The sequence below is a fragment of the Erythrobacter sp. SN6-5 genome (genome assembly GCF_057364945.1).
Genome location: NZ_CP200282.1, coordinates 1,475,061 through 1,488,813 on the forward strand (window position 1 = coordinate 1,475,061; position 13,753 = coordinate 1,488,813).

Here is a 13,753-nt window from a genome sequence, read left to right on the forward strand (position 1 = left end):
TAGAAGGGGGAAGAGCCGGCGATTAACACGCGGCCAGATCATGTTTGTGCTAGTCTTTACGGATGCGTTCCAGGAAAGATCTGGCCTGATCTGTCAGACGTTTTGCCTGACTTTCAAGGTCTGTCGCAGAGCCTAACAACTCATCTGCCACTGCCCCGACTTTGCTCGCCTGTTCCAGCATTTCTGCCGTATGGACGGTCACATCCTCTGTCCCTCGCGCGGACAGATCAATGCTATGCGCCAAGTCTTTGCCAGCGACAGATTGCTGATCAACCGCAGCAGCAATCGAAGTCGATGTCGTCTCAAGCTCACGGACGCGTTCGGCAATCGCTTGTAGTTCGGAGACACCTGCACTGGTCGAACCTTGCATGGTTTCGATCTGAGCTGACACTTCGCTGGTCGCTGTGCTGGTCTGATTGGCGAGTTCTTTTACTTCTGAGGCCACAACTGCAAAACCGCGTCCCGCTTCACCGCCACGTGCGGCCTCGATGGAGGCGTTGAGTGCAAGCAGATTGGTGCGGTTGGCGATCGATTGGATCAGCTCGACCACCTGAGTAACTTGCTCTGCTTCGCTGGAGAGGGTCGAAATCGTCTTGTCGGTTCCCTCTGCAGCGCGTGATGCATTTCGGGCCAATTCCTCGGAGCGTGCCGCCTGCCGCGCTGATTTCGTCGATCGAAAGGGCAAACTCATCTGAGGCCGCAGCGGCAGAAGCAACGCCGTTTGATGCGCGGGTCATTGCATCCACCACCATTTGTGCCTTTTCTGAAGAAAGGTGTGCGGAACCGGCAAGGTCGTGCGCTCTTGAGTTTAGCTGTGATGCGGCCGTGGCGACGTTGCTTGTGACTTCACCAACCATCTCTTCAAATTGCTCGGCCAGTCTCAGGAATTCTTGGCGCTGATTGTCTTCGGTTTCCAGCCGCAGTTTATCGGCAATATCACGTTCAATTACCAATTGATCCAAATGCGTATAGGCTGTTTTGAACGCGTCGAGAGAACGCGCCAAATCGCCAATTTCATCCTGCCGGGCTTGGCCTGAAATCTCGATATCGCGCGCGCCGCTTGAAAGCCTGCTCATTTCGCTTGCGATTGTGCTGATCGGATCAATCAAGTCGCGTGTCATGCCGCGTTTTGCCAGAGCAACCCAACTGAGGCCCAAAACGCCGATAATAATTGCAACAAGGGTTGGGATCCAACTCCAGTTACCCATAAACAATGATGCGGCATTGCTAACTAATATTACCGCAAGTATTATTAGCAGGCTGTCGTTATACAGCCCCATCTTTGCAGTCATGCGCATCGCATTGACACGGCGTGCCATCGCGTTGGCGCCGGCGTCGTCAGGCGGTGAGTAATCTGCATCGACGTCCGATGATCGCACCTCTTGCAGCGGGTGCTGATGATCTTCCGATAGAAAATCTTGCGAGAAATTCATGACAATTGCGTCCCTTTGAGAACGATGGTGTAACCAAAAAGCCCTAATTTCTCGTGAAAAGGGCGTTTAGATTTTCTTGCACGTCATTGTACGGCTGCAATGCTGCCGATCATGGATTTGTTCTGGGACGGAAATGCGCAATCGCTAACCGCGCGCGGCCAATTCGGTTGGAAGTGGGTGTTCGCTTCGCCTGCTATGTCGCAGCAGTGGCCGCATCTAACTTGAAGAATCCCCTTAAAAATGACGACCTTGGCAGCGTAAGGTAGGGGAGAAACGATGATGAGTTTAGCATCGGGTTGGCGCAGACACTGGCATAGCGGAGCCGCGCTTGCGGTCGTGGCCATGGTGACAGGTCTTACAGGGTGCGGCGAAGGTTCCGGTGGCAGCAGCAATGGACCGGCCGTTACGCAGCCAGCCCCGACACCCACGCCAACGCCAACGCCAACACCGACGCCCACAGCAACACCTGTGCCCCCGAGCCCTGGTTCCCAATTGACGCAGTCTGACGCGCGGATTGGCGCATGCATCAACATGTCGAACCAGTTGGAAGGCAATCCCACCGAAGGCAGTTGGGGCCGCCCGATTGCCAATGACGACTTTGCGCAAATCAAAGCCCAGGGCTTTGAAACCGTGCGCATTCCTGTGCGCTGGTCGACCCATGCGCCGGCAACGGCACCCTATACGATAGATGCAGCCTGGATGGACCGGGTGGAAGAGGTCGTTACTCTGGCCCGCGCATCTGATCTGCGTGTTATACTGAATGTCCATCATTATGATGAGATCTTCGTCGATCCTGACGGCCATAGGGATCGTTTCGCTGCCTTCTGGTTGCAGATTGCCGAGCGTTTTCAAAATGCCGATGACATGGTTTGGTTCGAGCTGCTGAATGAGCCGCACAATCAGCTTACCGATGCCAATCTGCTCTCGATCTTGGAACCCGCGCTGGCCAATGTGCGCGCCACAAACCCAACTCGCCCGGTGGTGATTGGCGGCGAGAACTTCAGCGGGATCAATTCGTTGGCCACTCTGCCATTGCCTGATGATCCCTATCTGATCGCCACATTCCACTATTACGATCCGTTTGACTTTACGCACCAGGGCGCAAGTTTTCTGGCCAGTCCGCCTCCGTTCGGCCGCGTGTTCGGCACCCCGCAAGATTTAGGCGATGTCGATAACAGTGTTGCGAAGGTGCAAGACTTTATGACCCGTACGGGCCGCCCTGTGTTCATGGGTGAATATGGCGCGATCCAAACCATCCCCTCGGCCAATCGCGCGCTTTATTATCAGACCGTGACCGATGCGTTCCGCGCGGCGGATGTCGATGGCTGTGTCTGGGGATACATCAGTTCGTTCAACTTCCGCGAAGATGCTCTGGGCGGGGCATGGGATACCGAGATGCTAAACGCCATCGGCCTTTAGCGCACTGGACGCAGGCGCCCGCGTACACTAATCGTGATCGCATCCCCGGGGAGCCAGCGAGTCTGATTATCAGGCGCAGGCTGAGAGGGGCGCATCGCAGCGCTCGACCCGTTGAACCTGAACCGATTAACATCGGCGGAGGGAGCGGGCTGGTCTTATGTCTAAGGCATTGTCCGAAGTCCCATCCGCCATTCTTGGAGACTTCGCAGCCATGGCAGACATCAACTCACCGGTCGAAATCGGCGTAACCACCGGTCCCATCCGTGGCAGCCGCAAGGTTCATATCGGCGCACGCACCGGTAGCGGCATTCAAGTCGCCATGCGTGAGATTGATCTGGAGGGCGGCGAGGCGCCAGTGCGCGTCTATGACACCTCCGGCCCTTACACCGATACGAACATCAACATCGACATCAACGCTGGCCTCGCTGCGAAACGCCGTGACTGGATCATGGCGCGCGGCGATGTTGAGGAATATGACGCGCGCGAGGTAAAGCCAGAGGATAACGGCCAACTCGGCCCGGACCGCAGTGGCGGCGTTCCGCAATTCCCGAACGCGGTGAAGCGTCCGCTGCGCGCGAAGGCAGGCCAGAACGTCAGCCAGATGCACTATGCCCGCAAAGGCATCATCACGCCGGAGATGGAATACGTCGCCGAGCGGGAGAATCTGGGCCGCGAGATTGCCGCTGATCTGGTCCGCGATGGTGAGAGCTGGGGCGCGGAAATTCCAACCGTGATCACGCCGGAATTCGTGCGCGATGAGGTCGCCCGTGGCCGTGCGATCATTCCGAACAATATCAACCATCCGGAAACCGAGCCGATGGCGATTGGGCGCAATTTCCTGGTTAAGATCAACGCCAATATCGGCAATTCCGCCGTCGCCTCAGACGTCGCCAATGAAGTCGATAAGATGGTGTGGGCCACCCGCTGGGGTGCGGATACGATCATGGATCTGTCCACGGGGCGGAACATTCACGACACCCGCGAATGGATCATCCGCAACTCCGCCGTGCCGGTTGGCACCGTGCCAATTTATCAGGCGCTGGAGAAAGTTGGGGGCGTCGCAGAAGACCTCACCTGGGACATCTTCCGCGACACTCTGATCGAGCAGGCCGAGCAAGGCGTTGACTATTTCACGATCCACGCTGGCGTGCGCCTGGCCTATGTGCCGATGGCCGCAAACCGCGTGACCGGCATCGTGTCGCGCGGCGGCTCTATCATGGCGAAATGGTGCCTCGCGCATCACAAGGAAAGCTTCCTCTACGAGCATTTCGACGACATCACCGAGATCATGAAGGCCTATGACATCGCCTATTCCCTCGGCGATGGCCTGCGCCCCGGCTCCATCGCGGACGCCAATGACGAGGCGCAATTTGCCGAGCTTTACACCCTGGGCGAGTTGACCCACCGCGCGTGGAAGCATGACGTGCAGGTGATGATCGAGGGGCCGGGCCACGTGCCCATGCACAAGATCAAAGAGAACATGGAAAAGCAGCTACAGGTTTGCGGCGAGGCGCCGTTCTACACCCTCGGCCCGCTCGTCACCGATATCGCGCCGGGATATGACCACATCACCAGCGGCATCGGCGCGGCGCAGATCGGCTGGTACGGCACGGCGATGCTTTGCTACGTCACGCCGAAGGAGCACCTTGGCCTGCCCGACCGCGACGATGTGAAAGTCGGCGTTGTGACCTATAAGCTCGCCGCGCACGCTGCCGACCTTGCAAAGGGGCACCCGGCGGCGAAGGTGCGCGATGATGCCCTGTCAAAGGCGCGCTTTGAATTCCGCTGGAGGGACCAGTTCAACCTGTCGCTCGACCCGGAAACGGCAGAGCAATATCATGATCAAACCCTGCCAGCAGAGGGCGCGAAGACGGCGCATTTCTGCTCCATGTGCGGGCCAAAATTCTGCTCGATGCAGATTAGCCAGGAAGTGCGCGATTTCGCCGCAAAGCAGAATGAAAGCCCCGAGACGTTCCTCGCAGCGGAGAAGCTGGGCGCAGACACCGCAGAGGCCAGCAAGCAGGCTGCGCTTAAAGGCATGGAAGAAATGAGCGAGAAATATAGGGATATGGGGCAGAAGCTGTATTTGCCGGACGAATGAAGGAGGTTGTGTCATGAACGATAAACTATCAATTGCCGCTGTGGCTTTGGGTGTTCTCTGTGCGGGGTGCAGCTCAACATATGCGCCGGTTGATGGCCGCACGAGTGCTCAAACGGCCCCTTATGCAGCGCCCGCTGCACCGCAATTCCGTCCGCTGGGTGATGATCGTTTCCCCCTCTCCGAAGCAGTGCAGGTGGGCGATATCCTTTATCTGTCAGGACAGCTTGGCCTCGCCAAAGACGGGAGCGGCATCGTGAGCGGCGGCATCGAACCAGAAACCCGCCGAACAATGGATCGGATTGGCGAAACTTTGGCGGAATATAATCTCACCCATGACGCGCTATTCAAGTGTACCGTCTGGCTGGCGGATATGAGCGACTTTGGCGCGTTTAACGCGGTCTATAAGACCTATTTCGATCCGAGCCGTTATCCCGCGCGTTCCGCTATGGCGGTAAAGGGACTGGCCGCTGGCGCGTTGGTCGAGGTGGAATGTATGGCGTGGAATCCGCAGGGGTGAGGCTTCAAGAATAAGCGCGTGGGATAGAAGCTGTACTTGTCGGAGGCGTGAGCCGAGAAACGTCTGGTTTCTGTAAGAAATCGGGTGCCGTTTCGAAGCTCGAGCATGCCACTTGGCGCTGTGCCAATTTCGATGCCAAGCAGGGTGAGAGTGATGGTATCGTCCCGGCTTCGTCATCCTGAACTTGTTTCAGGATAACTCTATCGAGCCAGCATTACTTGTCCGGCTAAAGTGAGTTCAGCATGGCGATGCGGGAGGAAGTCCAAGCCTTCTTCTAACCCCGCCCCAGTTTTACCAGCACTCGGTCCAGCTCCTGTAGGAAACGCGAGCGGTCGGCCTTTGAGAATGGCGGTGGGCCGCCGCCGATGCCGTCCATCCCGGCGCGCAGGTCTTCCATAATTGCGCGGGTCGCTATTGCGCTGCCGATGCTGGCCGCATCGAATGGTTTGCCATTGTGCGCCAGCACCGCCGCGCCCGCCTTTAGGCACCGCTCGGCAAGCAAAATGTCGGCAGTGATCACCACGCTTCGCGGGTCCGCATTTTCCGCAATCCAGTCATCTGCTGCGTCAAAGCCATCGTCGACAACGATGCGCTTTATGCGTGGGTGATCGGGGATGCGGAATGGCGAATTGCTGACGATGCGCACCTGCGCCTTAAACCGCTCTGCGACGCGGTAGACCTCGTCCTTCACCGGACAGGCATCGGCATCGACCAGGATTGTGATGGGGGTTTGTGCTTCAGACATTGCCGAGGTTGTAGCGCCAAGATCTGAAAGAGTCTTTGTTTGGCTTCAAGCGCCCGGCGCCTGAGGGCGTAAACAAAAAACCCGTGCTCCGCGACCAAGCCTCGAAACTCCCCCTCGGAAATCCCTCGAAATTCCCGCGCGGCTCCCCATATCCATTACCACAACAAACCCCCTAAGAGAGGAGCGTCGCCCCCGATGCCAAACACCGAAACCATGCAGTTCCAGTTCAATTCTGACAGCAGCGTTATGGGCACAGAGAACGTCGCAGAGCGGATCGAGGTCGCCGTGCGTCACAAGCTTGCCCGGTTTGAAAATCGCCTCACCCGGTTGGAGGTTCACGTGCGCGATGACAATGCGCGCAAGGGCGGTGATGATGACAAGGCCTGTATGATCGAAGCGCGCCCGCGCGGGGACAAGCCGATTGGCGTCACCGAACATGCAGGCGATGTGGACACGGCGGCTCGTAAAGCGGCGAACACTATGGCTCAGCGGCTGGAACGCGTGCTGGGCAAGATGGAAAAGCACAAGCACGATCCGCGGCCTGATAAAGAGATGTGATGTTTGTGTTTTGGCTCAACAAACACACTCGTCATCCTGAACTTGTTTCAGGATAACCGTCTCAGAGAGGCTTCACTTGTTATGCTGGAGTGAATTCAGCATGAAGGTGGGCATATGGCCAAACAACCTTGCGTCTATATCTTAGCAAGCGGTCGCCGTGGCTACATCTATGTCGGCGTTACTTCCAATTTCGCCCAGCGCATGTGGCAACATCGCACTGGCGCACTCGAAGGGTTTGCCAAAGTGCGAAATTGCAAACGTCTCGTCGGGATTGAGATGTTTGAGAGCATGTATGACGCGATCTCGCGCGAGAAGCAGCTGAAGAATTGGCACCGAGAATGGAAGATCAATCTGGTGGAGGCAGAGAACCCCGATTGGATTGATCTGAGTGTGGAGCTGGGTTTGCGAGAGTGAGGCTTGTGGCTTGTTATCCAGAAACAAGTTCAGGATGACGGGGTGGCGGGGCCCTGTTCTGTGATCCTGACCAAGCTCCAGTCATAGCCAAGCTCGCGCACCCGGGCCTCTAGCGCGGCGCGCAATTCTGCGCTGGGTTGGGTCTCCCGGGTGAGCATCCAGAGGTATCGGCCTGATGGCTCGCCGACGATCGACCACGGGTATTGTCCCTGTGCGTTTGGCTCGCCGCGGTCCAGCACCCAATAGTTGCCGTAAAACGGGCCGAAGAAGCTCACTTTCAGCTTGGCACCGTCTGATCCCTCGACCACTTTGGCGCGGCCCTTGGCTTCGCTGAGTTTGCCATCAAGCCCGCCTTTGCGGCAGGAATTGAGCACCGCGATCTTGCCATCATCGCGCTCCGAATAGGTCGCAGTGACGCCTTCGCAGCCCTTTTGAAATGGCGCCTCATAGCGGGCGTATTCGTGCCAGGTGCCAAGGTATGATGCGAGCGCAACCGGCTTTGCGGGCTGAGGCACGGCGGTGTTGCCGACCGGGCCGGGAGAGCCAGCGCATGCGGCGAGTGCTGCTGCTCCGAACAGTGTGGTGAGGATACGTGAGGTGTGTTTGAAGATCATACTGGTTGAACGCGGACGAGGGGGCAGTTGTTCCGCTTTCCTACTTGCGATGCGTAAGACTATCGTAAGCCGATGCGTCATTTCTTTATGCCTAATCTTGCCTTCCTGAGCGGCGTTCAATCGATTTTTTCGATCAATAGGCGTGTCTGTGATCGGATGGTTTTTGGCCCTAGACTGTGTTCCAGCTGTTCCAAGCGCCCTGTGCGTGCGGCGAGTGGAGGAATGGGGCTTACGGGGCTGCGAAAAGCGACCTTTCATGGCGGCGCAGAAATGGCGGCTAACTCCTTCAAATTAGGTGATTGCCCAAATGTCTGCTAGTTGCGCCTTGCTGACGTCGAGATTTGCGACGGACTTCGAGATTTGCCTTCCGCCGTTTGGCCCCTGTGGCCCCCGGCGTAAACCAGACGACGACTTCCTTTCATTTGACGATTTGACGCACAACCATGCCTCGCATTGGGGCATGGCAATTACCGTTTCGCTTGAAAGGAAACGACTATGTCTAAGACTGGAACCGTAAAGTTCTTCAACACTGACAAGGGCTATGGCTTCATTCAGCCAGACGATGGCTCCAATGACAGCTTCGTCCACATCAGCGCAGTGCAAGCCGCCGGCATGCAATCGCTTGATAAGGACCAGCGCGTCAACTTCGACCTCGAAGAAGGCCGTAATGGCAAAGAAAGCGCTGTGAACTTGTCAGCTGCTGACTAAGCGATCCGTGGCGGGGCGGGGCTGTGATGGCTCTGCCCCGCTGCAATCCCTCTGCGCGGGAAAACGCGCAAATGGGCTCCGACAGATGTGAGCCAAGATATGAAGCGCTTATGACGCTGGCTATGGCCGCCGCAGCGCTTTCCTACTCGTACTGACCGTGGTTAGAAGCGAGAGGATGGGCCACAGTAACCTCAGTATTAACCCTATAGTAGCCATGCGCGGTTAACGCGCTGGAAGGATTACGCTGCATGACAGCGGGGCTGGCCTTTGGCGCCAGTGCGGATCGTGACTAAGGGGTTTTGAAAATGCATCAATTGCAGGAAGTCTTTGCGACTGCCGAGGGGGAAAGGGCCTTTGAAGAGCGCTTGCATGCGCTGTTCGCCGCCTCTGATTTTGATGCTGTGGAGACAATCCTTTCAGAGCATATTGCGACCATGGACAGCCCAGTGGCTGAACTGTGCCGCCAGCTTGATCATGATGCGATTGAGATCAATGGGCTCGAAGACGTGTTCGATTGCGTCGATGGGCTTGAAGGCGAACCCGTCAGCACGGTGATCATCGTCGCGGCGAACCCGCCAGACCTCGCCTTTGAAAAGGGCAAGACGCATGAGCCTTTCCTCGCAGCCATGCTCTATACGGATGAGGATTATGCCTTCTCTGGCACGCCCGCTGACCAGATAATCGCGGAATGCGGCAATGAAGAGGGTCCGGCCTGGGCTGGCAAAGAAGAAGACATTGAGCTCTATCTAGAGATTGAGGGCTTTGGCCCGCTCAACACCGCTTTGCTGTTCCACAAACAGCGCCACTTCTTCCGCGATGACAACCCGCCGCAGGCGCCACTGCGCTACGTCGAATATGTTATTGGCTGTTGGTGGCGAGCGCTGAGGTGTCAGCAAGCGATCGCGGCCCGCGTGAAAGAGCACCTCCATCCCATCGGCATTGGTGCCGTTGTCGCTGTTGAGGACATGCGCCCTGAGCTGATCAGCGTTCTAGCCAAGCCTGCGACTGAGCAGGTGGCGGAACGCCGTCCGGTCGTGGAGCTTGCATCGATTGAGGCAGAGACCTTCATCCAACGCAAAGTGGTTGAAGAGGAGAAGGAATTCTCCGGTGCAGATCTGCGCCGCAAAGTTGATGAGATCATGGAAGAGACGCCTGAACCTGAGCCGAAGAAGCGAGGCTTCTTCAGCCGTTTGTTTGGGCGCGGGCGCTCCGTCGACAAGGCGGCTTAGTCTCAGCGCGCGAGCATTGTCTCTGTACGGCGCGAGTGCTTGTGCGTGTATTTACCACGAAAGCCGCATAAATTAGGTGTTTGGGTATAAATCTGCTAACCTTACGGTCTATCCAAAGAATCTGGCGCCGCTGCGCTTAGTTTGCGGCAAGACATGCCAAGTGCTTGCATGCACTCTGACCCCTGCTGAGCCAGAGCATAAAGAGAGACCATTACATGGCCCAAACTTACGAATTCTACAGCGAGCGCGCTGACGAAGCGGCGGCGCAAGCAGAAAAGTCTGATCTCGCCAATGTGCGTGAACGGCATCTGCGCGCTGAGAAAACCTGGCGTGGTTTGGCTGAGCAGGCTCGCAAGACTGTGCAAGACCGCGCCCGCGCCGATGAAGAGCGTGCCGCGCGCCGTGCGGCAGAGGCCGAAGCAGCCGAAGCGGCCAGCGCTTAAGAACGTACGAACGCTTTGTAGTGTGACCTCTCAGCCTATGCTGAGGGGCCAAACTTGCGCCCGCTAAACACCTTTCCGGCCAAACACTTTCGCGCGCAATCCCTTGCCGCTTAGGCTTGGCATGCCTGGATTACTGGGCGTTGACTGGCTGACTTGGGCGGGCTTTGACGGGTCGGGATCAGGGTGCGGGACACCTCCGTCTCCAATCGCACGCACTTCGAACCTTCCGCCTATACCCTCGGCCATGGTGCGTTTCTCGGCCCACTCATTCGCAAGTTCGGCCTTCGCGTCCTGTTCCCCAGGCATGAGGTCAGCTGGAAAGGATCGGTCGTTGAAGGCGTTTTCGTCAGGGACGTGATCCTCAGCGAGAAAATCATGCTCCACATGTTTAAGCGGAGTGAGTTCATAAAACGCCAATCCAGCTTCGCCATCTTCCGGGTCAGCATCGCGCCAGTTCACTCGGTATGATAGGCTGCGGTCTTCCGGCCCGAATGTATCGCCATCCGGGATGACATAGCCGTTCTCGGCCGTGCAGATATTCATAAAACCAATGATGGTTTCGAAATTGACAGCCCAAGGCAGCACATTGGGTTTGATCATGATTTCGCGGCCCAGCCAATGACGCGCGCCATAGGTGCGAATGCCCAACTCTTGATCTTCGCTGGGTCCTGCTCGCGGCCCAAACAGATACGGGTGGATGTGAAGCGGGCTCGGCGCATCCATAGCGGCAAAGCTGTCAAACATCTCACCAGAGATTAGCTGCTCTGACTGCGTCCAATGCACGGCGGATGGGCTGGCATGGTCAGTGATAATCCGGCTCATCAGAGCCAAAACTTGTAAGCGCCGGTCAAATTGCTCCCGCGTCGCGCCTGCTTGTGTCACGCCGATCTGCTCAAACATCGCGGCGATTTTGGGATCGTTTTCGACACCGCCCATCACCCCATGCGACACCTCCAGCAGGATGTGGCTGCGCGAGCGGGCAATGCGATCTCGAATATCCGGGCACAGAATGCCGGTGACGGTCGACGACAATGCCGCGGCGAACACGTCTGGATTGGCCGGACCATCGACATATTCAAAGGTCACCATCAGCTCTTCAGAACCGTTGAATAGCCGATAGAATTTGCCTGGATTGGCCTCAGGCACGTTGAAAATCGCACCCGATTTCATCTCTTCGATCCGAGCGAAATCACGCACAGCCGCCTCTAAGATGTCGTGCGGCTGGTCGAACAGCAAAGCGGTTTGCAAACGGTTCGGATATTTCATCGTCTTGGGTCCCGGTTTCCAATCCGGGGACGGTAATGCAGCAGGCGTAAGTTTCCGGTTAACTATGCACCGCGTGCAGCGTGGCTGTAGTGCGTGCAAATGCGCATTTTACGCGCTCGTGTCAGCCGACGCCAAGCTCTCCCAGAATGCTCTCGATCTGCTTTTTGACGCCAAAGAAGCCAGCCTTAGCATGCGGCCACGTGGCCCGATCAAGCTCTGGCAGCAGGGTGACGAGATTGCCCATAGTCTCCAATTCGGACAGCTCCGGCCATAGCGCATCACGGGTCCAACCAATAGGCAGATACGGCGTCACGACCCGCGTGACCCCGGCATCTGACAGCAGGTTAGCAAGGCATTGTTCGCTGTCCCACACGGTGGTTTTACAGCCAAACGCATCGGCCGCCTTGCTAAGCGAACCCGCGACGGCCTCTTCTGCGAAACTCAGCGCCTTATCGCTCATCTCGCGCGGCGACCGCGCGGCGGGACGGGCTGCGCCAATCACTAGGCTCGGCACATTGGGTAAGGTTAGTGGGGCGTGGCTCGCCGCTTCATCATGCAGCAGTAGCGCAAACGGTTCTGCAAAAGCATCTTCGCTGGGAACATCGGGCAGGGACAATGGCTGCCTCGGGTGGTCGTGGGGTTCTTCGAGGGCTGTCGCTTCCATTGCCAAACCTTCTGCCGGCAGCGGGCCATTTGGGTGATTGACGGTGTAGGTGGCGATATTGTCCTGGCGAGCAAGGTAAGCCTTACCCTTAGTGTGCAGACCCGCAACCCAGCGCCAGCTAAGCGTGTTTGAGGCTGCATCGCCGTCGATCAGGTTTCTCAAAAAGAGGTCCGCACCGAGCTGCCAATCAAGTTTGAGCGTGAAAATCCAAATGCTGGCGAACCACATGCGGGCGTGATTGTGTAGATAGCCTGTTTCAATGAGTTCACGCGCCCACACATCAAACGCTTCGATCCCAGTGCGGCCATAGATCGCCTCGCTATAGGCTCTTTCGAGGCGAGTATTGGTTTCCAAACGGCTGAAGGCCGCGTCACGATCTTTGCAATATTCCGCCCAAACACTTGGGTGCTGTTCGAGATAACCTTTGAAATAGACGCGCCAGAACACCTCAGCGATGAATTTCTCCGACTTTTGCGGGCTGTGCTTGGCAAGCACGGAGGTGCAGACTTCGGTCTCGTTCAACAGCCCTGCGTGCAGCCAAGGTGACAGCAGCGAGACATTGCTGCGGCCCGTTCCATCGTCAAAATTGCGCGCATCGGCATATCGTCTTCCGGCTTTTGGTAAAAAGGCGGCAAATTGCTCAAGGCCAGCGGCGCGAGTGGGTGTCCATTGCATGGAAAGAACAACCAAAGGCGCCTCCTAGAGTTCCAACAAAGTGCGAGCCACCGCCCCTGAGTTGTGTAATTTTCGTGCTCAAACGCACAACAAATTTCGGAACATCTAATCTGGGGACTCGTTCGTATCTGTGAGCGAGCAAGCAAAACGGCTTGTTCCCATTCCCCCGCGAATGACTCTAAAATTTCTTGAAGATTACAAGGATGATCCCCTATGAACACCCTTAAATTGGCCTTGGCCTTGGCCTCGACCATCGCATTGTCGATTGCAGCCTGTTCGCCAGAAGCGGCGACCGATGACGTTGCAACCGAAGATGCAATGGCGGCGGAAGACGCGGCACCTGGCACGATTGTTGATGTGGCCGTTGGCGATGACAACCTCTCAACCCTTGTGGCTGCGGTGACGGCCGCCGAACTTGGCGACACTCTATCTGGCGAGGGTCCGTTCACGGTGTTCGCGCCAACCAATGAGGCATTCGCGAAGCTGCCAGAAGGCACAGTCGAAACGCTCACGGCCGAAGACACCGAGACCCTCGGTACGATCCTGACATATCACGTCATCGCGCAGGCGGTTGATGCGGCTTCGCTGACCGGCGCAATCGAAGGTGCGGGCGAGGGCGGATATGAAATCCCAACCGTGAATGGCGGTACGCTGACGGCCAATGTTGTCGATGGTGCAGTGGTTCTGACCGATGCCGCTGGCGGCACGGCGACCGTAACAGCTGTCGATGTAGAAGCATCAAACGGTATCGTCCACGTCATCGATTCGGTGCTGATGCCTCAGTAATTCAAGCATTCTTCAATAAAGCTTGGAAGGGGCAGGCTCCGTAAAGGGGTCTGCCCCTTTTTGTGGATGGAATACACCTTTACATCCCACCGGGAATGAATTTGTCGACTGTCCGCGGTCAGATAGTGACGCTGGGGTTAGTTACCCCTATTGTTAGCGAGAGGCAGCGCAAAGGTAGATG

Annotated in this window: 14 protein-coding genes, 1 pseudogene and 1 riboswitch; of the genes and pseudogenes, 9 read left to right on the top strand and 6 right to left on the bottom strand. The window is 57.1% G+C overall.

The features are described from left to right. Positions 1–49 precede the first annotated feature (49 nt). Entirely contained in the window at positions 50–691 is a 642-nt protein-coding gene (locus AC0V6Z_RS07410; protein ID WP_472640694.1) for a methyl-accepting chemotaxis protein, read from the bottom strand. Between the two features lie 301 nt (positions 692–992). Further along, positions 993–1,433 (bottom strand): annotated as a pseudogene (locus tag AC0V6Z_RS07415) (hypothetical protein); the annotation flags it as partial. Between the two features lie 531 nt (positions 1,434–1,964). On the opposite strand from AC0V6Z_RS07415, the gene AC0V6Z_RS07420 reads away from it, so the two are divergent. From AC0V6Z_RS07420 to AC0V6Z_RS07430, 3 genes are all read left to right on the top strand, one after another. Beyond that, a complete protein-coding gene (locus AC0V6Z_RS07420; RefSeq protein ID WP_472640695.1) occupies positions 1,965–2,852 on the top strand; it encodes a glycoside hydrolase family 5 protein in 888 nt (295 codons plus the stop codon). A gap of 36 nt (positions 2,853–2,888) precedes the next feature. After that, positions 2,889–3,015: riboswitch (TPP riboswitch) on the top strand. 48 nt (positions 3,016–3,063) lie between these two features. Further along, the gene (thiC, locus tag AC0V6Z_RS07425) at positions 3,064–4,953 is read left to right on the top strand and encodes a phosphomethylpyrimidine synthase ThiC (RefSeq protein ID WP_472640871.1); all 1,890 of its coding nucleotides are present in this window, start codon (positions 3,064–3,066) and stop codon (positions 4,951–4,953) included. Between the two features lie 13 nt (positions 4,954–4,966). Continuing rightward, on the top strand, positions 4,967–5,470 hold the full coding sequence (locus tag AC0V6Z_RS07430; protein ID WP_472640696.1) for a RidA family protein: 504 nt from the start codon (positions 4,967–4,969) through the stop codon (positions 5,468–5,470). A 274-nt stretch (positions 5,471–5,744) separates the two neighbouring features. On the opposite strand, the gene AC0V6Z_RS07435 is transcribed toward AC0V6Z_RS07430, so the two are convergent. Next, positions 5,745–6,215 carry a YaiI/YqxD family protein gene (locus tag AC0V6Z_RS07435; RefSeq protein ID WP_472640697.1) on the bottom strand — a complete coding sequence of 157 codons (471 nt, stop codon included), beginning with the start codon at positions 6,213–6,215 and terminating at the stop codon, positions 5,745–5,747. 195 nt (positions 6,216–6,410) lie between these two features. On the opposite strand from AC0V6Z_RS07435, the gene AC0V6Z_RS07440 reads away from it, so the two are divergent. Next, positions 6,411–6,773: an HPF/RaiA family ribosome-associated protein gene (locus AC0V6Z_RS07440; protein WP_472640698.1), complete on the top strand. Its 363-nt coding sequence runs from the start codon at positions 6,411–6,413 to the stop codon at positions 6,771–6,773. A gap of 114 nt (positions 6,774–6,887) precedes the next feature. Then, positions 6,888–7,187, top strand: coding sequence for a GIY-YIG nuclease family protein (locus tag AC0V6Z_RS07445; RefSeq protein ID WP_472640699.1), 300 nt, complete (start codon positions 6,888–6,890; stop codon positions 7,185–7,187). A 29-nt stretch (positions 7,188–7,216) separates the two neighbouring features. On the opposite strand, the gene AC0V6Z_RS07450 is transcribed toward AC0V6Z_RS07445, so the two are convergent. After that, positions 7,217–7,882: a lipocalin family protein gene (locus AC0V6Z_RS07450; protein WP_486176460.1), complete on the bottom strand. Its 666-nt coding sequence runs from the start codon at positions 7,880–7,882 to the stop codon at positions 7,217–7,219. 414 nt (positions 7,883–8,296) lie between these two features. Between AC0V6Z_RS07450 and AC0V6Z_RS07455 the strand changes: the two genes are divergently transcribed. From AC0V6Z_RS07455 to AC0V6Z_RS07465, 3 genes are all read left to right on the top strand, one after another. Beyond that, positions 8,297–8,509: a cold-shock protein gene (locus tag AC0V6Z_RS07455; RefSeq protein ID WP_472640701.1), complete on the top strand. Its 213-nt coding sequence runs from the start codon at positions 8,297–8,299 to the stop codon at positions 8,507–8,509. Between the two features lie 305 nt (positions 8,510–8,814). Then, positions 8,815–9,738, top strand: coding sequence for a hypothetical protein (locus AC0V6Z_RS07460; RefSeq protein WP_472640702.1), 924 nt, complete (start codon positions 8,815–8,817; stop codon positions 9,736–9,738). Positions 9,739–9,953: 215 nt separating this feature from the next. Then, positions 9,954–10,181 carry a hypothetical protein gene (locus AC0V6Z_RS07465; RefSeq protein ID WP_472640703.1) on the top strand — a complete coding sequence of 76 codons (228 nt, stop codon included), beginning with the start codon at positions 9,954–9,956 and terminating at the stop codon, positions 10,179–10,181. Between the two features lie 63 nt (positions 10,182–10,244). Here AC0V6Z_RS07465 and AC0V6Z_RS07470 read toward each other — a convergent pair whose 3' ends face one another. Together AC0V6Z_RS07470 and AC0V6Z_RS07475 are read right to left on the bottom strand one after the other, a co-directional pair. Next, entirely contained in the window at positions 10,245–11,447 is a 1,203-nt protein-coding gene (locus AC0V6Z_RS07470; RefSeq protein ID WP_472640704.1) for a hypothetical protein, read from the bottom strand. A gap of 121 nt (positions 11,448–11,568) precedes the next feature. Continuing rightward, on the bottom strand, positions 11,569–12,801 hold the full coding sequence (locus AC0V6Z_RS07475; protein WP_472640705.1) for an FAD-binding domain-containing protein: 1,233 nt from the start codon (positions 12,799–12,801) through the stop codon (positions 11,569–11,571). A gap of 198 nt (positions 12,802–12,999) precedes the next feature. Between AC0V6Z_RS07475 and AC0V6Z_RS07480 the strand changes: the two genes are divergently transcribed. Beyond that, positions 13,000–13,572: a fasciclin domain-containing protein gene (locus tag AC0V6Z_RS07480; protein WP_472640706.1), complete on the top strand. Its 573-nt coding sequence runs from the start codon at positions 13,000–13,002 to the stop codon at positions 13,570–13,572. Positions 13,573–13,753: the final 181 nt, after the last annotated feature.

Bases quoted from the DNA above. Each gene is read 5' to 3' on its own strand.
- AC0V6Z_RS07445 (WP_472640699.1), top strand. From the start codon at position 6,888: ATGGCCAAACAACCTTGCGTCTATATCTTAGCAAGCGGTCGCCGTGGC.
- AC0V6Z_RS07450 (WP_486176460.1), bottom strand. From the start codon at position 7,882: ATGACGCATCGGCTTACGATAGTCTTACGCATCGCAAGTAGGAAAGCG.
- AC0V6Z_RS07480 (WP_472640706.1), top strand. From the start codon at position 13,000: ATGAACACCCTTAAATTGGCCTTGGCCTTGGCCTCGACCATCGCATTG.
- AC0V6Z_RS07470 (WP_472640704.1), bottom strand. From the start codon at position 11,447: ATGAAATATCCGAACCGTTTGCAAACCGCTTTGCTGTTCGACCAGCCG.
- AC0V6Z_RS07440 (WP_472640698.1), top strand. From the start codon at position 6,411: ATGCCAAACACCGAAACCATGCAGTTCCAGTTCAATTCTGACAGCAGC.
- AC0V6Z_RS07455 (WP_472640701.1), top strand. From the start codon at position 8,297: ATGTCTAAGACTGGAACCGTAAAGTTCTTCAACACTGACAAGGGCTAT.
- thiC (WP_472640871.1), top strand. From the start codon at position 3,064: ATGGCAGACATCAACTCACCGGTCGAAATCGGCGTAACCACCGGTCCC.
- AC0V6Z_RS07410 (WP_472640694.1), bottom strand. From the start codon at position 691: ATGAGTTTGCCCTTTCGATCGACGAAATCAGCGCGGCAGGCGGCACGC.
- AC0V6Z_RS07465 (WP_472640703.1), top strand. From the start codon at position 9,954: ATGGCCCAAACTTACGAATTCTACAGCGAGCGCGCTGACGAAGCGGCG.
- AC0V6Z_RS07430 (WP_472640696.1), top strand. From the start codon at position 4,967: ATGAACGATAAACTATCAATTGCCGCTGTGGCTTTGGGTGTTCTCTGT.
- AC0V6Z_RS07435 (WP_472640697.1), bottom strand. From the start codon at position 6,215: ATGTCTGAAGCACAAACCCCCATCACAATCCTGGTCGATGCCGATGCC.
- AC0V6Z_RS07460 (WP_472640702.1), top strand. From the start codon at position 8,815: ATGCATCAATTGCAGGAAGTCTTTGCGACTGCCGAGGGGGAAAGGGCC.
- AC0V6Z_RS07420 (WP_472640695.1), top strand. From the start codon at position 1,965: ATGTCGAACCAGTTGGAAGGCAATCCCACCGAAGGCAGTTGGGGCCGC.